This window comes from Paenibacillus sp. Y930 (genome assembly GCF_056786375.1).
The window spans coordinates 401,904-421,107 of sequence record NZ_JBXCIX010000004.1 but is presented as its reverse complement, the minus strand read 5'-3'; the positions used below and the strand labels follow the sequence as shown (position 1 = coordinate 421,107).

The 19,204-nt window shown below is 39.0% G+C and carries 22 protein-coding genes; 2 read left to right on the top strand and 20 right to left on the bottom strand.

The window, feature by feature from the left end; all coding sequences use genetic code 11:
• Window positions 1–36: 36 nt before the first annotated feature.
• The 6 genes from AC1TO5_RS14365 to AC1TO5_RS14340 form a co-directional block, all read right to left on the bottom strand.
• Window positions 37–189, bottom strand: coding sequence for a hypothetical protein (locus AC1TO5_RS14365; protein ID WP_482063510.1), 153 nt, complete (start codon window positions 187–189; stop codon window positions 37–39).
• Between the two features lie 91 nt (window positions 190–280).
• Window positions 281–976, bottom strand: coding sequence for a glutamic-type intramembrane protease PrsW (gene prsW, locus AC1TO5_RS14360; RefSeq protein WP_482063509.1), 696 nt, complete (start codon window positions 974–976; stop codon window positions 281–283).
• Between the two features lie 144 nt (window positions 977–1,120).
• Entirely contained in the window at window positions 1,121–1,735 is a 615-nt protein-coding gene (locus tag AC1TO5_RS14355) for a genetic competence negative regulator (protein ID WP_482063508.1), read from the bottom strand.
• Between the two features lie 223 nt (window positions 1,736–1,958).
• The gene (locus AC1TO5_RS14350) at window positions 1,959–2,291 is read right to left on the bottom strand and encodes a hypothetical protein (RefSeq protein ID WP_482063507.1); all 333 of its coding nucleotides are present in this window, start codon (window positions 2,289–2,291) and stop codon (window positions 1,959–1,961) included.
• 99 nt (window positions 2,292–2,390) lie between these two features.
• A complete protein-coding gene (locus AC1TO5_RS14345) occupies window positions 2,391–2,627 on the bottom strand; it encodes a hypothetical protein (protein WP_482063506.1) in 237 nt (78 codons plus the stop codon).
• On the bottom strand, window positions 2,624–3,226 hold the full coding sequence (locus tag AC1TO5_RS14340; protein WP_482063505.1) for a CPBP family intramembrane glutamic endopeptidase: 603 nt from the start codon (window positions 3,224–3,226) through the stop codon (window positions 2,624–2,626). The genes AC1TO5_RS14345 and AC1TO5_RS14340 overlap by 4 nt, the downstream gene beginning before the upstream one ends.
• A gap of 53 nt (window positions 3,227–3,279) precedes the next feature.
• On the opposite strand from AC1TO5_RS14340, the gene AC1TO5_RS14335 reads away from it, so the two are divergent.
• Window positions 3,280–4,194 carry a hypothetical protein gene (locus AC1TO5_RS14335; protein WP_482063504.1) on the top strand — a complete coding sequence of 305 codons (915 nt, stop codon included), beginning with the start codon at window positions 3,280–3,282 and terminating at the stop codon, window positions 4,192–4,194.
• A 217-nt stretch (window positions 4,195–4,411) separates the two neighbouring features.
• Window positions 4,412–6,001 carry a phosphoglycerate dehydrogenase gene (serA, locus tag AC1TO5_RS14330; protein WP_482063503.1) on the top strand — a complete coding sequence of 530 codons (1,590 nt, stop codon included), beginning with the start codon at window positions 4,412–4,414 and terminating at the stop codon, window positions 5,999–6,001.
• 186 nt (window positions 6,002–6,187) lie between these two features.
• Here the strand turns inward: serA and AC1TO5_RS14325 are convergent, their stop codons facing one another.
• The 14 genes from AC1TO5_RS14325 to ribH form a co-directional block, all read right to left on the bottom strand.
• Window positions 6,188–7,651 carry a HAMP domain-containing sensor histidine kinase gene (locus AC1TO5_RS14325; RefSeq protein ID WP_482063502.1) on the bottom strand — a complete coding sequence of 488 codons (1,464 nt, stop codon included), beginning with the start codon at window positions 7,649–7,651 and terminating at the stop codon, window positions 6,188–6,190.
• Entirely contained in the window at window positions 7,652–8,368 is a 717-nt protein-coding gene (locus AC1TO5_RS14320; protein WP_258203281.1) for a response regulator transcription factor, read from the bottom strand.
• Window positions 8,369–8,407: 39 nt separating this feature from the next.
• Window positions 8,408–9,670, bottom strand: a complete 1,263-nt coding sequence (gene ccsA, locus AC1TO5_RS14315; RefSeq protein ID WP_482063501.1) for a cytochrome c biogenesis protein CcsA — start codon at window positions 9,668–9,670, stop codon at window positions 8,408–8,410.
• Window positions 9,667–11,334 (bottom strand): cytochrome c biogenesis protein ResB, encoded by a 1,668-nt coding sequence (gene resB / locus AC1TO5_RS14310; RefSeq protein WP_482063500.1) that lies wholly within the window; start codon window positions 11,332–11,334, stop codon window positions 9,667–9,669. The genes ccsA and resB overlap by 4 nt, the downstream gene beginning before the upstream one ends.
• Before the next feature lie 135 nt (window positions 11,335–11,469).
• Window positions 11,470–11,997: a redoxin domain-containing protein gene (locus AC1TO5_RS14305; protein ID WP_482063499.1), complete on the bottom strand. Its 528-nt coding sequence runs from the start codon at window positions 11,995–11,997 to the stop codon at window positions 11,470–11,472.
• Between the two features lie 87 nt (window positions 11,998–12,084).
• Window positions 12,085–12,825 carry a pseudouridine synthase gene (locus tag AC1TO5_RS14300; protein ID WP_482063498.1) on the bottom strand — a complete coding sequence of 247 codons (741 nt, stop codon included), beginning with the start codon at window positions 12,823–12,825 and terminating at the stop codon, window positions 12,085–12,087.
• A gap of 54 nt (window positions 12,826–12,879) precedes the next feature.
• A complete protein-coding gene (locus tag AC1TO5_RS14295; RefSeq protein WP_482063497.1) occupies window positions 12,880–13,416 on the bottom strand; it encodes a spore maturation protein in 537 nt (178 codons plus the stop codon).
• Window positions 13,409–14,080: a nucleoside recognition domain-containing protein gene (locus AC1TO5_RS14290; protein WP_482063496.1), complete on the bottom strand. Its 672-nt coding sequence runs from the start codon at window positions 14,078–14,080 to the stop codon at window positions 13,409–13,411. Before AC1TO5_RS14290 ends, AC1TO5_RS14295 begins: the two co-directional genes overlap by 8 nt.
• Window positions 14,081–14,126: 46 nt before the next feature.
• Complete coding sequence (locus tag AC1TO5_RS14285; protein ID WP_482063495.1) at window positions 14,127–15,293, bottom strand: D-alanyl-D-alanine carboxypeptidase family protein; 1,167 nt, start codon at window positions 15,291–15,293, stop codon at window positions 14,127–14,129.
• 245 nt (window positions 15,294–15,538) lie between these two features.
• Complete coding sequence (gene ytfJ, locus AC1TO5_RS14280) at window positions 15,539–16,009, bottom strand: GerW family sporulation protein (RefSeq protein WP_482063494.1); 471 nt, start codon at window positions 16,007–16,009, stop codon at window positions 15,539–15,541.
• A 326-nt stretch (window positions 16,010–16,335) separates the two neighbouring features.
• Window positions 16,336–17,034: a DUF2953 domain-containing protein gene (locus tag AC1TO5_RS14275; protein WP_482063493.1), complete on the bottom strand. Its 699-nt coding sequence runs from the start codon at window positions 17,032–17,034 to the stop codon at window positions 16,336–16,338.
• A 52-nt stretch (window positions 17,035–17,086) separates the two neighbouring features.
• Window positions 17,087–17,692 (bottom strand): SMC-Scp complex subunit ScpB, encoded by a 606-nt coding sequence (scpB, locus tag AC1TO5_RS14270; RefSeq protein WP_482063492.1) that lies wholly within the window; start codon window positions 17,690–17,692, stop codon window positions 17,087–17,089.
• Complete coding sequence (locus tag AC1TO5_RS14265) at window positions 17,661–18,440, bottom strand: segregation and condensation protein A (protein ID WP_482063491.1); 780 nt, start codon at window positions 18,438–18,440, stop codon at window positions 17,661–17,663. Before AC1TO5_RS14265 ends, scpB begins: the two co-directional genes overlap by 32 nt.
• Before the next feature lie 284 nt (window positions 18,441–18,724).
• Window positions 18,725–19,195 (bottom strand): 6,7-dimethyl-8-ribityllumazine synthase, encoded by a 471-nt coding sequence (ribH, locus tag AC1TO5_RS14260; RefSeq protein WP_258203293.1) that lies wholly within the window; start codon window positions 19,193–19,195, stop codon window positions 18,725–18,727.
• Between the last annotated feature and the right edge of the window lie 9 nt (window positions 19,196–19,204).

Here is a 19,204-nt window from a genome sequence, read left to right as displayed (position 1 = left end):
TTGGTTTCTTATAGGAAGCTTTATGCATCATTAGTATTAGATTGGGTGTTCTTCAATATCTAGGTCGTCACAATTATCACAAATACACATTTTGAATCCGGTATCATATACTCCATTATCTTTGCGACCTCGCAAAATATACTTTTCACCACATACTCTACAACGTATTGATACTTTGATACGAGTCATTATTTATTCCTCCACATTCAAAACTAATAGAGGTAGTTCAAAAAGCAGACCTTTTGAACTTTCACCAGTAGTCATAGTATGAACGGAAAGTTTATAAATTAACCTCGTCTTTTGCACGAACATATCGAAAAGGTGATCGCAGATGGGCAGATTTCATTTTGGATAAACCAAATATCCACATCAAGATCATAAACGGAACAATAACAAAGATCCAATCATTTTCTCTTACGAGGATGATCCAATCATAAGCACCATGCATTAGAATTGGCGCAAGCAGTGACACTACCAAATAATATTTCCGTTCCTTGCCTTGAGAAAATTTCGCTCGGCCTAAGTAGTAGCCCATTAACACACCAAACAATGCATGACCTGATACCGGTAATAATGCACGCAATAGCATTGCACTGAAATCTGCTGGCATGAAAATCGAATACAAAATATTTTCGAGTGTAGCAAAACCAAGTGAGATTGCCCCAGCATATAAAATACCGTCATAAGGCTCATCAAATTCAGTATGATTATAGATCAGATGAAACAGAACAAACCATTTAATACTTTCCTCGACACCTGAAGATTGGATAAAGGCTTGCACAAAGAGTCCATCTCCGAGCCATAGTTCAACACCACGTTGTAATACTAAAATAGGAATAACGAGTAATATGCCTAATAAAAAGATACGAATAACCATATGAATCGGTTCGGCTTCGTATTTGTCTCTAAGATATAAATAAGTAAGTAATGAGAGCCCTGGAGCAACCGCGGCAGAAATAACGGAAAATAGTAACATTATATTGCCTGCTTTCTTTCAGATTGGAAATGTACAAGTTTAATCAAATTATATTTCACTATTACATTATAACGAAAAACGAAAAAAAGAACATTGACTTTTAACTGTCAAAGTTCTTTTTTCGTTTTTCCTGTTAATTGAACATTATTGAAAGTGAGTACAAATCTGATCTACAGCCTCTTCAGCCATAATGATTTTACCGTATTCTTCTAACATTGCATAAGTTACTGACGTCGCATCACCGTATTCGGCTAGAATCGCTAATACAGAATTAAAGCTTGTTGATTCTATATCTGATGGTTCAATGGATAAGATCCATTTATTTTTATACGAAAATAATGTTCCGCCGTCTGTTAATTGAGAAGCCTTTAAGGCTTTACAAACCGAAATGATATGCTCAAAGTCATTAAAAGAATACATGATGATGTCACTATGCTCCATCGTTACATCTAGATCATATAACTCATCATCAAGATCATCGTCCTCACCAAAGCCATTAACAGATTCACCGCTACGCTTACCTCGTGTAACGACAACAAACATGCCTTGTGCAGGCATCGCATACACTTCCACTGCTAATGGTCTACCACTTGCCTCAAAGCCAAGCTCAGTATAAGCTTGTTCCATTAATTCCATAAATAGATCATGTAGCTTTGGAGGTTCGCGCAGCATATCTTCCTTCTGGATACCCCGCTCCAACAAATCGTCGTAAGTGAGGAAAATCCTTATCTTGTCCTGACCTAATCTTTCGATCTTCATGACAGGATCCCCCCTTTGCAGCATCTGACTATAGCTTATGTGAAGAAAAAGCGAATGTTTCCAAATTCTTTTACAACGCTATAAGCATACTTTATCATGTCTTGAACATGATTGCACTACAAAAACAAAAATTATACCTCTTATAAATTCATCATTAGATTAGTAATTTAAAAAATAAAAACTGATCCCCTATGAAGAGGATCAGTCCAATAATTAATATTGATTAGTGCTTAACAGTTTGAGACTCTTTTGTAATTTCATTAAATTGACTTTGTAATTGCGGATCACTTTCAATAATGTCTTTAATGAGCGTTTCATTACTACCATGTTCCTGCTTTTTGATGTCTGTTTCACTTGAAGCGGATGCCCCCATCTTACTTGCGCTAGTTGATGTTCCACCCGCGAAGAGACTAGAAGCCGCCTTATTCCACATATTATTTTTCACATCAGACATCATGTTCGTCACCGTTTTAACCGTTTCTGGCTTGCGCTGCATGATATACACCGCACCCATCATCCCAATTACGCCACCTACAATTAAGCTATTCATTCGCATAACTGACACCTCTCTTCTCTTATGACTTCTTCTATAGAATGACCATCCACTCAAGAGCTCATACGTAAAATTAGAAAGGTAAATAGGTGCAAACTTCCCTTAAGCTGATGAATAATATTTGTTGCCGTACCAAAATAAAAATACAACAAGAGCAACAAACAAAATAAATAAAACATTATAATAAATACGACTAAGCTTATTTTTACTTGAAGGATGTTTTTTGCTTCGTGCTGGAAGCTTCGTCTCTTCGCTGTCACTATCTAAGTAAATACGATCGTACGTCTCTCGCTGTCTAAATTTTCGTGTAGTACGACTGAACTTTTCTTTCCTACTCATGATTCCCTCCTAAAACGAATCATTAAGCCCATTATAAAATCGAAGAGAAAATGTGCAATAATTGGAGCCCAAATAGAATCTGTTTGGATATATATCCATCCTAACCCATAGCTAATCGAGAAAACAAGACCTGTTGGTATCCAGTGCTTCAAATATCTTACATGAATGGCAGCAAAAATAATACTTGTCCAATAGGGGCCAATTGCGTGCTGCATTGCTCCGCGAAACAATAGTTCCTCACATATGGCAACAACAAACGAAATAAGTGCGATATGCCATACAGCACGTGTGCCAAATATTCGCTCATTAACCCCTCCATCATCCCCAACCTCGTCAGGCACAAATTTGGATAACACCAAATCGACACAAATGGCTACAGCCGCTAATCCTGCACCCCATAAAAAAACATTTGTAATTGATGAAGGAATAGATAATAATGAAAACAAATTTTGTTGTTGTAAAATTACCCAGACTAAGCCGATAATAAGAGTAAGTGCTTGAGTTGCATATAAGTTAATGAGCAACATCCGATCATCAAGATCATCAATCGTTACTTTGCGGAACTGAACTTTTCTAAATTTGAATTTATTTTTTTTCATCTGTACACATCCGTTCTTAGTTAGATCATTATTTTACATAAAGGAGAAATAAAATGGATAACCGATTTTCAAGAACTGCCACTCTTTACACAATTATGTTTCTAGGAATGCTTGTCTTTGCAGTTGTCGCTTTTTTCTATGGTTTGAATCTTGGTACACAGCGTGTCGAAACAAAATATGCTCATCTTAATGAGGTACACGTAGACAAAACTGATTATCAATATCAACAACAAGAGCTTGCTTCATTCTATCTTACTGTATACTCTCCTTACCGAGAATTTCAATTAGATTGGTCTGAGGCACTCTATAATATTTCTAATCGAAAAGTCAGTAATGTTTCTTCACTATATAAAGAATTAGAAGGTCAAGCAAGTAAAAAAGCAATTGAAGCTGCAAGTTTCAACCTACAAGCAGCTGGACAGCTAGGCGAAGCACAACAAAATTATATTCGCAGCCTTAATCAATTCGAAAAGGTGGCCGCTACACTGCAAAAGAAATCTTCATCTATTACGTATGAAGAGGTCATTGAGTTGCTAAACGCTAACGATGCTTATCAAACAGCCATATCTCAAGCATTAACAGGTCAAGACCTTTATTTTGAGACAATGTACTTATGGGCAAAATCGATAGATCCGAACATTCCAGCTGATTTCGACAAAAACGTTAGTCAAAAAATTTCAACATGGAGCAAATATCCACTCGTAATTAAAAATGAAATTATTGCGAACTATTTAGCGGAGCAAAAAACATTTGTTGAATTTTTGCCACATGATTTGACAAGTTCAATTGATCAATTTATTGCTTCTGGACAAGCAAAAGCCATGAATCTAACGACTATTGATGAGATTATGACTTTATTAATGAATACTGCAGCTGTAAGACCTGGCGATTATAATCTTAATAAGAATAAGTTGTATTCACAAGAGTTTCTTCCACAAATTCCTTTCTTCTATCCTAATGTAGAATAAAGTTGGATTTTTGCGGAATTTCACAAATCAGATCGAAAATTCGCTTTTTGTTCATTCTAGAGCATTGATTTTATGTATCGATTTGCTATAGAATAAGAATGACCGTTATGTTCGTTGATGAAACTCTCGACCCACTTTTCATCGGTGCGGAAGAGAGTTTTTTAAGTCTATACTAATTGCGATGATTACATCGCACATCCAGGAGGTAGTTGTAATTATGTTCAAAGTACTTGTATCCGATCCAATTAGTGACCTTGGTATTCAACAACTTGTTGATGCCGAAGATATCGTAGTAGACAAAAAGCCTGGTCTATCTGAAGATGAATTAGTATCCATTATTGGTGAATACGATGCCTTACTTGTAAGAAGCCAAACAACAGTAACTGAGAAAATTTTGACAGCTGGAAAAAAATTAAAAGTTGTCGGTCGCGCTGGTGTTGGCGTAGATAACATCGATCTTGAAGCAGCAACGAAACTTGGCGTCATCGTAATTAATGCTCCAGACGGTAACACTATTACAACATGTGAACATACTTTTGCAATGATGATGGCACTTGCTCGTCACATTCCACAAGCTTACAAAAAGACTACTGAAGGAATTTGGGATCGCAAGTCTTTCCTTGGTGTTGAACTTCGCACAAAAACATTAGGTGTGCTTGGTATGGGACGTATCGGTAGCGAAGTAGCAAAACGTGCTAAAGCATTTGGCATGAACATTCTTGGCTATGATCCATTCTTAACTGAAGAACGTGCGCAAAAGCAAGGTATTACATTAGCTACAGTTGATGAAATTATTCGTAATGCAGATTTCATGACGGTTCATACACCATTAACTCCTGAGACAAAACATATGATTAGTAAAGCCCAATTCGAAGTGATGAAGCCTGGTATGCGTATCGTTAACTGCGCTCGTGGTGGCGTTATTGACGAAATCGCACTAGTTGATGCAATTAATGAAGGTATTGTTGCTGGTGCGGCATTCGACGTATTCGAAGTTGAACCTCCAGCAGCGGATCACCCGTTCCTGAATCATCCAAAAATTATTGTAACGCCTCATCTTGGTGCATCAACTGTTGAAGCACAAGAAAACGTTGCAATCGATGTATCCCAGCAAGTTATCCATATTTTGCGCGATGAGCCGTTCATGAATGCTGTTAACATGCCTCCAATTCCAGCGGAAGTACGTAAAGTGCTTGAGCCTTACTTCGAGCTTGGTGAAACACTTGGTAGCTTTATCGCCCAAGGTACAGAAGGTGCTGTTGAAGAAATTTCTGTTAACTATTCTGGCGATCTAGCTGATGTAGATACACAACCACTAACACGTTATATTGTTCGTGGAATTCTAGCTCATTATCTGGGTAAAGACACTGTAAATGTTGTTAACTCTATGCATACTGCAAAACAACGTGATGTTAATATCATTGTTCAAAAATCTAGTACGGCACACACGTTTACTAACTTAGTAACGGTTACACTACGCACGAATAAAGAAGAGCGTTCTGCAGCTGGTACTTTATTATCTGGCTACGGTCCTCGTATTGTTCAAATTGACAAGTACAATGTCGACGTTACACCTCGTGGTCACTTCATTCTGATCTCTCACAATGATAAACCAGGTACAATTGGTCGCGTTGGTACATTGCTTGGTAGCAACGATGTTAACATCGCTACGATGCAAGTTGGTCGTCAAGATGAAGGCGGTAGTGCAGTCATGATACTACGCGTTGATAAAGGAACTCCAAAAGAGGTTCTAACTCAGCTAACAGACCTTCCTGAATTGATTACAGCAAAAGAAATTATTATCTAATATTAAGTTAATGTTAATAAAAAGGGTATCGAGAATTCTTCTCGATACCCTTTTTCATGTTCCACGATTAACAAGAAAAACAATGACAATTCTACGAAAAAAGAGGTTCCTCGACGGTATTAGCTGCGACTGCCAAATTGCTACAGCAATCTACATCACATTTACCGATTCAAGGAACCTTTTTTATTATTGCATCATCTCATGGACTTTCACTGGCAAAAGAATCGTGAACGTCGTACCGTGACCAATCATACTATCAACTGCAATATTACCATGATGCTGATCGATAATATTTTTCACGATTGCGAGTCCAAGCCCCGTTCCTGAGCTATCTTCTCGTTTTCTAGCTTTATCCGCTTTGTAGAAACGTTCAAATATATAAGGAATATCTTCGGACGGAATTCCGTGTCCTTGATCCTTCACTTGTAATTGGATAAATGTTTCATGATTCAATATAACACTACTCGAACGAATGACAACTTGTTTTCCGGAATCTGTATGACGGAATGCATTATCAATCAAATTCGTAAACACTTGCTCAAGTCGATCCTCATCGGCATGTTGCAGCTCCAGAGCTGCTTCTGATAGCTCCGATATTAGTTCTACATCTCTTTCCTTAGCGAACACGATAAACTTGCGTGTAACACGCGAGAGAAGCATATTAACATCTACGTACTGGAACTTCATATTCATATGACCGGCTTCCATTCTAGCAACGTCGAGAAAATCATTGACTAGCCTACCCATTCGGAGCGATTCATCATGAATAACTTGAACGAGCTCCTGACGTTCTGTTGGAGAAACAACAATGTCATCTAATAGCGCTTCACTATAGCCTTGTAGCATTTGCAAAGGGGTGCGTATTTCATGTGAAATATTTGCAACAAAATCTCGCCGGATTTTGTCAACCTTATGCTCTTCCGTCACATCACGGATAACAGCGACGACACCTCGCATCTTACTAGCAGACATTAACGGAGTTAATACAACAGACCATACAAGACTCTGTACATGTATTTTATCTGTAATTTCTTTACCATGATGGAGTACCTTCACATAACTATCACGAATCGGTGCAGGAACCATCGGATAATTAACGATTTCACCAGTTGACCATTCTTCCTCCATATTTTGCCACATTTGTGTTAACAAATGTCCATCAGGATTAGTCAATATAATTTCACCGTTAGCATCAAATGTAATAACAGCATCACCGATACTACGCAATATACTTGATAAGTGATTACTTTCATGATGAAGTTCATGAATAAGCTTCTCTAGCTGTTCAGTCATATTATTAAATGTTTGTGCCAGTTGACCGATCTCATCCGAGGAGTCAATATGAACACGGGTCGAGTAATTTCCTTCTGATATCGAAACGGCAGCATCCTTTAGTTGGAGAAGTGGCTGCTGAATTTTCGCCGACAAGAAAAAAGCAAAAAATGTTGATAGCAAGAAACCAATAATTGCTGTAATAATGAAGAGCACCTTAATGTCATGAGCATTTTCATCAAAAGAGACATCAATATATTGCAGCAAAAAAGCACCTAGTATTAGTAGCACTACTGCTACTAATACCATAATCGTTACCCATAGCTTGCCTACAACACTGTGCCACAGCATCCCGAACAGTCTACGAAGCCATTTCATCTACTTCGGCACCTCTAGCTTGTAACCGACTCCCCAAACCGTTGTAATCATGCTTGCAGCCTCTGCAGATACTTTGTTCAATTTCTCACGCAGTCGTTTGACATGAGTATCAACGGTTCTAAGGTCACCGAAAAATTCATAATTCCATACATCTTTCAATAACTCTTCACGAGAGAACACTTTATCAGGAGATACCGCTAAGTAATGAAGCAATTCATACTCTTTTGGCGTTAAGCTTACTTCTTGCCCACCAGCTGTTACACGGTGCGCATCATGCTCAATAATGAGATGTGGAAATACAATGCTATTGGATGTGTTCATCTCTTTTGTCAAAAATGCCGTTGCAGAAGAACGACGCAGAATCGCTTTCACACGATAGATCACTTCTCTAGGTGAAAATGGCTTAACCACATAGTCATCGGCGCCTACTTCAAAGCCTTGGACTCGGTTCATCTCTTCACCTTTTGCAGTTAACATAACAACTGGTGTTGCTTTTACTTGACGAAGCCGTGTACATACTTCGATCCCATCAATGCCTGGCAACATAACATCAAGTAAAATCAGCGCATAATCTCTATTCATCGCAAGCGATAACGCTGTTTCTCCATCTTCTGCTTCCTCGATTTCATATCCTTCTTTTTCCAAATACATTTTCAGTAAACGGCGAATTCTTTCCTCATCATCAACGACTAATATACGACTCAAATATTCTGTCATTATAGCATACCCCTTCCTATGACAATCATTAACCTTTACTTAGTCGACGCCCGCATATGAATGCATACCAGCGATCAATAGATTAACACCTACTAATGTGAATAGTACAATAACAAACCCTATAACTGCAAGCCAAGCTGACGGTCTACCATGCCAGCCGCGAGAAAGTCTGAAATGGAGATATGCACTATAGAATAACCAAGTTATTAATGCCCATACTTCTTTCGGATCCCAAGCCCAGAATCTGCCCCAAGCAATCTCAGCCCAGATCATTGCAAAGATTAAGCCCCCAAGTGTAAATATCGGGAAACCGATAGCGATAGCGCGATAACTTATTTCATCCAAATCATCGGGATCAATGCCATCAAGCATTGGATGGATAACCGCTGCAATTGGCTTTCTAATAATAAGACGAATGATAGCATACATTAATAGTCCTACGATAATAGACCAAACAACTGTATTAAGCTTGCGACCTGCATTGACCCCATCAAACCAAGATGGCGTTTCTAACAACGCATTATCGACACCTAAAAACGGTGTGACATATTGCGCTGTACTATTGAATGGCTTGAAAATTGGAGGCATCGTATATTCTACCGTTGCCACTTTAGTTTGAATTTCCCCAAGTCCCGAAACTAACACCGTTTCTTGTTCGAATTGGGCAATGTAGCCTGCGCCTTTGAAACCAAACGAAGCAACGATAAATCCACAAATAATAAGAATACAAATTAGCGTAAACTCTACCCAACGCTGCGCTTTACGCCCTTTTTTGGACGTGTCCTTAAAGTCTACCACTCGGAGTAAATACATTAGACCCGCTGCAAAACCAACTGCGAAGAAAGCTTCTCCAGTAGCTGCCATCGTTACATGTATTTTCAACCAAATCGATTGCAATGCTGGTATTAATGGTTGTACTTCTTGTGGGAATACGGATGCATAAGCAACAATAATAATCGTTAACGGTAAAGCAAACATACCTAATAATGGTTTCCGATATATGAAATGAATAATCGTATAAGCAACCATAATCGCCATACCTAAAAACGTAATAAACTCATACATATTACTTACGGGCGCTTGGCCGCCACCAATCCAGCGTGTGACGAAAAATACAATATGAGCAATTAAGCCTGATGAAGAAGTGATAAAGGCAATTTTACTCCAACGTGCTTCATGCTCTTTCGGATCACGATTGCTCCACTTTTTACCAGAAACAGCAATACAGTAAAAAATAAACGCAAAGCAATATAAAAAGAATGCAACAATAAAAATCGAACTACTAAAATCTAATAAACTCATCCTTTGTTTCCTCCGTTATCAAGACTCTTAGGTTCTAACTCAATCCCAACTTTTCCCAGTGCATAGGATGTTTCTGCTCGCATACCATACCAGTTTTTAGTCGTATGAGCACCAAGTGTCAATGTATCATCATCAATTCGTAGCCAAATCCGACGATGCTGCCAATACGTTCCTAGCAATAAGCCAAACATACTAATAATTGCACCTATCCATAAATATTTGACCGCTTTATCCATGCGCACATTCAAAAAGGTCGTTGCCTCTGAGAAAGAAACGTTTTCCATCCCATCGACTTTAATATCGATTTTATCTGTTAGTTCACGGTTAATTGTATTTTGTGAGAACCGAACTTTATCCTTTTGAAGTGGGAAGTACATAAACACTTCTCCTGTTTCTTTCAGATTAGGACCTTGAATATTAAAGATAAACGCAGGTGCATTCGGTTCACGAGATAACGTAATTGGCTCTCCATCGCTATTAATGGAGAAGTCCATATACTTATCTATTAATTTCATTCGATATGGGCCAACCTCATAACTCAGCTCAGGATCTACCATGGACAGATCAAACGGACCAAACGATTCACCCGTTTCTTTGTTAATAATCATAGGTGACACCGCATTGATACGAGGCGTAAGATCATAATCAAATTGATGCAGCTTCAAATCCTCATAGCGTAACGGATCATTAATAAGAATAGTATGGCGAAGCACTTCCGTTAGCTGAGGCTGCTCAAAATCATCATTACAATTGCTTTCACACGCATACAAAACAGCGTTCGTCTCAAAATTTTTCACACGACCGGTATTTTGCAGACTTTCAGGCAGTTCTGCATTGTCATACAGCTCCATCTTAAAGCCTTCGCTTTTCACATAGTAGTTCGTACCACTAATCGGCACAGTATCACCATCTACAACTTTAACATAACCATCCAAATTCCAGCCAGGGATTCCTCTAGCTAGCAGTGCTAATAGGACGAGTATAAGGCCAATATGATTAATATACGGACCCCAACGACTGAAACGATTTTTCTCGGCTAGTAATGCTGTATCATCAATATGGACTTTGTATCCCTTTTTTCGAAGAGCTTGTCCATAATTTTGCACCCACTGCTGCGCATTACCTTCAATCGTTGTTGTATAAGTAACTTTCTGACGCGTGAGAAAGGAATGATGCTTACGTATTTGTTGCTTATTCAATGCGCGATATAACGGAAGTACTCGATCAATACTACATATAACAAGTGAAGTTCCGATCATAACAAGCAAAGTAATGAACCACCAGCTATTATAAGTATTATGAAGTCCTAGCAAATAATATATTTTACCCGGCGTTCCGTACGTTTCTTCATAATAAATACTTGGATCAAAGTTATTAATAAAGGTGTTTGCTTGCGGGAAAATAGTACCGAACATCGCTCCAACAAATGTAGCAATGATTAGATAAATAGCGATCTTCACAGAGGAAAAGAAATTCCAAATCTTATCTAGCAGATCAGGATTTGCTTTTTGTGAACGACGTGCTACACCATCATAACGCATCTCAAGAGGCTCACTAGACTCAATAATCTCTTGAACAATAGGTTTACCGCATGTTTCACATAATACAGTACCTACTGCATTCTGATGCCCGCACTCACATTTTGTATTCTCTGGTAAAAGCACACTTCAACCTCCTAAAACTTTTTGTAACTTCTTGAGCTACTTCTTAGAAACGAAAAGTTGCTTCGAAAGCATACACTAAAACTTTTTGTAACTTCTAGAGCTACTTCTTGGAAACGAAAAGTTGCTTCGGAAGCATCACTGCATTATTTGCTCGATATGCTCATCCATTTGCTGCTCTGTCATCTCACCAACGACTGCAGCTTGCAGCGTGCCGTCAGCTTTCATGAAAAATGTTGTTGGATAAGAACGAAGCCCATATTTTTTCTCTGTTTTACGATCAACATCTCTTACAACCGTGTAGGTCATATTGAACTTACGAGCATAGTTGGCAACGGTTAATGAATCTTCACTTAGATTAATTCCGATAATTTCGAGCCCTTGTTCATTCCACTTCTCATATTGCTTTTGAAACGACGGAATTTCACGAATACAAGGCTCGCAAAAAGTACCCCAAAAATTAATGACAACTGGAGTTCCGATATAATCTGAAAGTGTAACAGGTTCATTATTCAAGTTAGCTAGTCTAAAATCCGGTGCCATTTGACCAACTTTGACCAAATTAGTACGATCATTGCTTTGGAACGACTGGAAAATTGCATAACCGCCAATAATAAGTACTGCAAGTAAAACGACGACTTGCACCTTTTTCCTATACTTACCCATTATGTATACACCACCACTATTTATATCAACTAAATGATATTCTCATTATAACGAAAATTCGACGGCATAATATGCCGTCGTCATTCCTTAATTATGAACTTTTTGTGTCTTACTCGCTTCTTTTATAAGCTGTTTTATTTCGGATTCCGTTAGATGACGAAACTTGCCACGAGGTAATCCCTCAAGTGTAACTTCACCAAAACGAACACGTTTCAAACGAACAACTTTATGGCCGATTGCTTCAAACATACGTCGAACTTGACGATTACGTCCTTCATGAATCGTAATAGATATGGTAGCTTCATTACTTTCCATCTTCACATCTTGATATTCGACAGCCGCTGGAGCAGTCATACCATCTTCAAGCTCTACCCCACGCTGTAGTTTTTCTAACAAACTACCGTGTGGTACACCTTTTACCGTTGCATAATATGTTTTGGGCACATGATGCTTGGGATGTGTTAACATATTCGCAAAATCTCCATCATTCGTTAGCAGTAGCAATCCTTCTGTGTCATAATCTAGACGACCTACAGGATAGACGCGTTCCTTAATTCCTGGTAAGAAATCCGATACAACTTTACGACCTTGTGGATCACTTGCGCTCGTAATTACACCTTTTGGTTTGTTTAACATAACATATATTTTTTTCTCACTACGAATTGGACGACCGTTCACCGTGATGACATCATCATTTGGATTTACTTTTACACCCATTGTAGTCACTTGCTCGCCATTTACTTCAACAGCTCCAGACAATATTAACTCCTCACATTTACGACGAGAAGCAACACCAGCCTGAGCCAATATTTTTTGTAATCGTTCCACTATGTTCACCTCATCTACCATCATAACGATTACGACGCCAAAGCACAAGTATTCCTACTCGAAAACAAGCATGCAAATTACGATCGCAGCTACAAAACCAACCAAATCTGAGATCAAGCCTACCTTCAAGGCGTACTTGGAGTTACGCACTGCTACCGCACCGAAATATACCGTTAAAACATATAGCGTAGTATCTGTACTTCCCTGTATTGTTGAGGCAATTCTGCCGATTAAAGAGTCTGGTCCATAGGTCGCAATTAGATCAGCTGTAAATGCTAATGAGCCCGCCCCCGTAATTGGTCGCAATATACCAAGAGGCAATACTTCACTTGGTACGCCAAACGAATCAAAGATCGGTCTAAACGCTAGAAGCATCATATCCATGGCGCCAGATGCCCTGAACATACTAATCGCGACCATCATACCAACGAGATGCGGAATAATAGCAATTGCCGTTTCAAATCCATCTTTGGCACCATCTACAAATACTTCATATACTGGCTGTTTTTTTCTAAGTAACGCATATAGAGGAATAAATACAATAATAGCTGGAATCAAGTAGGATGATAGTTGTGTGAATATATTATACAAATGGCTCACCTCCACTCGAGGCACGCTCTATCGTTGTTGAATTGCTTTTTACCGAGGCAGTCATCGTGGTGTATGTACTAGGTGGTCCTTTATCTCGACTACGATACCATCGATCTACAAATATAGCTGTTAGTGTTGCAACGAAAGTCGCAGCTAATGTTGTTCCAATAATTTCCGCTGGATTAGCGGAGTTATAATTCATTCTGATCGCAATCAACGTTGTCGGAACTAGCGTAATACTTGACGTATTAAGCGCAAGCAGCGTACACATCGCAGGTGTTGCTGTATGCTTGTCCGGATTAAGCGTTTGTAATTCTTGCATAGCTTTAATTCCCATCGGTGTTGCCGCATTACCAAGTCCAAACATATTAGCACTTAAATTACTCATAATATAGCCCAGTGCAGGATGACCCTTTGGAATATCAGGAAATAACCACCGAACAATAGGGTGAAGTAAGCGAGATAACTTATTTAGTAATCCCGCTTCCTCCGCTATTTTCATCATACCAAGCCAAAACACCATAATACTAATTAAACCAAAACTAACCGTAACACCAGATTTTGCTCCGTCAAATGCCGCTTGCGTAATCACATCCAAATTTCCGTTAATTACGCCAAAAACAACACTGACTACAATTAGAAATAACCATATCCAATTGACCATTCCCATGCCTCCCCCAACATGAAACGATTATCGATATTTCTTTACATTACTCTTCTAGCCAAGTTGACATCCTCTCCAGCCAGCTGATATGATCCTTACTATTTTTCTTGAATTTCGCAAATGTCTCTTCGGATGCAGCTTGTTGCCCTAATGAAAGTCTTGGACTATTTGATTCATAAATCGGAACATTCCCGATAACCTCGCCCTCTAGATAGAAATTCATTTTCCCTCTTTCTCCTAAAGAAAAATAAACTGATTTAGGATCTAAAAGCTCAATATCTGCTGTAATTTTCCCAAGCTCATTTTCATCCAAAGGGTAAACGTATTGTTGTCCATATACAAATGTACTGCCTGTAATCGTATCAGCTTTTTTCGCTATAATGGATAACGGATAATGTTTGAAGCCCCAATCTAGTAATTTACTATGGTCTTGCCAATCGTCTCCATCATTCAACGTAACTGCAACTAATTGCTGGCCGTTTCTCGTTGCTGAGCTAACAAGGCAACGAAACGCCTTTTTCGTATAGCCTGTCTTCACTCCGTCTGCCCCTTCATACATATAAAGCATCTTATTTTTGTTGCGCCATGAATAATTCCATTTCTCATATGGATTTGGAGCTTGTTTCTCCTCTGTCTTGACGATTTCAGCAAAAACTTTATTTTTCAGTGCGTAAGCCGTTAGTATGGCTAGATCATTGGCAGAGGATATATGTCCCTCTTCATCTAACCCATGCGGATTACGAAATTGAGTATTAACCAACCCTAGTTCACGAGCCTTCTCATTCATTAGATATACGAATCCTGCTTCTGACCCTCCAACATGTTCAGCAATGGCTGTAGCAGCATCATTTCCACTTCGCAGCATAAGACCATAAAGCATATTCGACAACGTCATTTCCTCGCCAAGCTTTAGATAGATAGAGGAACCTTCTCTTCCCGCTGCTCGTTTGGTTACTTTAGCTTTTGAGCTTAAATCACCATATTCTATAGCAACAATTGCTGTCATAATTTTTGTTAAACTGGCGATCCGCATAGGTGTGTCACCATCTTCACTATACAAAATCCGCCCAGATTGCACATCAATTAACGTCGTTGCTTGTGCATGAGTTGATATATCCGGCGTAGCTCGTACTATTTCGGTGCTAACAATGCCAAAGAACAAGCATCCGATAATTGTTCCAATTAAGCCCTTCATCCAATGTGTAGTCTTCATAATTCTCCTCCTGCTGTCGCTAGACTTACCATAAAGTGCAAGTTCAAAAAGTGGGCTTTTTGAACAACCTATTGATGTAGTATATGCAGAAAGTTGGAATTGTAGACGAGCCCCCAGCTCTTTCCATTAGCATATTCAAAGTCATTGCTGATTAGCACAAAAAACCAACTAACAATGAAGGTTATCCATCGTTAGTTGGCATAAACGTAACAAGTAATTCAATTATTGAGTCTTTCAGCGACTTATTACTGATAATTACCTGTCGTATCGTTAGATCCTTGTTCCGTTGGTGAAGTAGTTGAATTTGTATTCGAAGTAATCATCGATTGAATTTTATCCATCCAGACAGGGGCCGAATCAATAACTTTATCTAATAAATGAGTTTGATTATCTAGCGGAACGACTTTAATACCTTGTGCACCTACAACTAGAAATGCGATTGGTGTAATCGATACACCGCCACCACTACCACCACCGAACGGCAACGAATTCGATATCATGTTTAGTCCATCATGTTGATTTTGATGTGGTTCATCATGCTCCATCCGAATTTCACTACCTCCAGCAACAAACCCTACACCAACGCGTGAGATCGGTAAAATCGTATCGCCACTTGGTGTATGAATCGGATCACCGACAATCGTATTAATTCCTAGCATTTCCTTAATGTTTTCTAAGCTGGTGGACATTAGTCCTTGAATAGGGTGTTCTGACATCTGCACTCACTCCTAATTGATAATATGAAGCCTACACAATAGGTTGCTCAACATCACCCCATAATATAAGCATCAATTATTACCTTAAGAGGAAGTTCAAAAAACGGAATTTGATAACGATGGGTCTGCTAACGTAGCATATTCGGCGTCGCATCTGAAACGAACTTGGAAAGTACGGTTCGCGTGTACGTAATCATGTACACTTGCGCTTCCGCCTTTCTCAAGTAGCGTTTCACCTGCTCGGTTCTGAAATCCCGCTTTTGAACCTTCATTTTAAGAAAATTCAAAAAGTTTGATTTTTGAGGTTGCACCTTTAGCAAGAAGTATTAGCTTGTGCCCGCTGGTATATTACTGCGTACTAGAAATCTTTTCTTCCATACTGATACGCGATACATTATATATGCACCTGAATATAACGCATGCCAAAGTCTCATTTGAACTAAGCAAGACCATTCCGTCGCAAAAAAGCTTGTCTGATAAATAGGCTCAATCTTAACGATGGGTGACTCTTTAACTCTAACCATTCCAGACAATGTTCCGAAAATCATTCCTTTTACAGACCATAACAAACCACATGTCATCGCTGTTGTCATCGCATCGCCTGTCCCTACATAGCTGTACCATTTCCATTCCGTTAATATACCTCTTCTTAAAACTTTCTTGAATCTCCCTTTAACATTACGAACTAATTCTAATGCTGCATGCCATTGTTTATATTGCGCAAGCGCTACATCTACATCCCATTCCGATGGATAATTTTGCTCATTACCATTATTAACATTAGTATCATTTTTTCCGTCGCTAGTCTGAAATGTTTTTTTACCTAGCTCAAATTGAGGCATTACAATTTTGAACTTAAAGAGACCGTACAAGCCGACAATTTTGATTAAAATATAATCTTCGTCCTTACGACTCCGTGCGTAGCAATCAAAAGTAAGTGTTGAGAAACCAGCAGCGATAACTATTACAACAATAAAAAGACTGATCCACCACGCCCAATTACTCAGAATCCAAGGTAGCATCATCTACCTCCTCTACTTAAGTATATTGACCATAGTATGACCAGTCTTATTGTTATCATTCCTTCACTTCATCTAACGTCATCTGACGACCTTCATATCTTTCGAATAATAGCTGTGTTTGCTCGTCCATATCTTCAGCATCTAGAGATACTTCCTTCGCCTCTGGAAGCTCTTTGATCGAAGCAAGACCAAAACTATCAAGAAACACCTTCGTTGTTCCATATAAAATCGGCCTGCCAATCGCTTCAGCTCGCCCAACTTCCTCGATCAGATCTTTAGCGACTAATGTATGTATCGCACGCTCACATTTTACACCACGAATTTCTTCAATCTCTACTCGTGTAATCGGTTGTTTATATGCCACAATGGATAATGTTTCTAGTGCTGCTTGCGAAAGCTGTGCTCTCGTTGGCGTATATGCCATTCGTTCAAAATATTCCGCGTGTTCTGGATGTGTTGTTAATCGGTACGACCCAGCAAAAATCCCAATCTGTACGCCTCGTCCATCACGTTCCAAATCACGCTGCAAATCAAAAACGAGCTCTTCTACATACTCTAGATCAATGCGCATAATATCGGCAAGCTGACGTTTGTTAAGCCCTTCATCTCCTGCCATGAATAGCAAACCTTCAATAATCGACTTCAATTGCTGAAATTCCATCGGTCAAACCTTCTCCTCTCCACTGTATAACAATATCATCGAAGAGTCCGTGCTGATAGCACCGGATATGCTTCATCTTCATCAATTCGAGAACAGATAGAAAAGTAACAATGATTTCATGCTTGGACATATTTTCGCGAATAAGCTTAGAAAATCGCACCGTCTCGAATTGCTTCAACACCTCAACAATATCTCGGATACGATCCTTAACCGATATTTCGTCTCGCTGTATCGTTGCAATAACCTCTCGGCGATTCGCACGTTTCATAGCCTTCTGCAATGCTAAGACAAGATCAGATAATTGGATACCTTCTAAAGGATTAACATAAGACTCTTTCATAAATGCGGTCATATCTTCAGGCTCACGCGAAAAAACAAGACTTCTTTGAAATTCCTTATCCTTCAAATCCTGTGCAATCTGTTTGAATTTACGGTATTCAATCAATTTCTGAATCAATTCATCCCGCAAGTCAGGTCCATCATCATACCACTCTTCATATTCATTCTCGAATACAGGAGGCTTCGGTAATAACTGCTGGCTCTTAATTGCTAATAGCGTAGCAGCCATTACCAAAAATTCACTTGTGATGTCTAGCTCCAATTCTTTCATTGCATTCAAATATTCCATATACTGATTCGTAATCTCACTAATGGAAATATCTTGAATATCAATTTCCGAGCGATCAATCAAATGCAGCAATAGATCGAGCGGACCTTCGAAGGAATCTAGCTTGTATTGTACGGACACATCATAACCTCCTGTCTTGTAAGGATGTTTAAAAAACGGACTTTGATAACGATGCGTATGCTTCGAAATTTAATCGACGTCGCATCTGAAACGAACTTGGAAAGTACGGTTCGCATGTACCAATAATGTACATTTGCGCTTCCGCCTTTCTCAAGTAGCGTTTCACCTGCTCGGTTCTGAAAGCCCGCTTTTTAAACTTTCATTTTAAGTTAGTTCAATTTATCTTTCAAAATCATCATAGCAAAGCTATGATGATGCTTATGCAACGAAGTGATCACATGCGATCACTTTTGAATTTCCTTCAAAAGGTTGGCCATTTCTATCGCTGTGATGGCTGACTCATACCCCTTATTACCCGCCTTCGTTCCAGCTCGCTCAATCGCTTGCTCGATCGAATCAACAGTTAAGACACCGAATACCGTTGGTACACCTGTCTTTAATGCTACAGCAGAAACGCCTTTTGCAGCTTCATTGCATACATAATCAAAATGAGGTGTTGCTCCGCGGATAACTGCACCTAATGTAATGACGGCATCATACTTTCCACTCTCGGCCATCTTTTGGGCAATAAGTGGAATTTCAAATGCTCCAGGAACCCATGCTACTTCAACTTCATTATCTTGCGCACCATGTCGTTTGAATCCATCTAATGCTCCAGCTAATAGCTTACTTGAAATAAATTCATTGAACCGTCCAACAACAACTCCATATTTTAATCCTTCAGAAATTAAATTACCTTCATATACAAATGCCATCTTAATTTC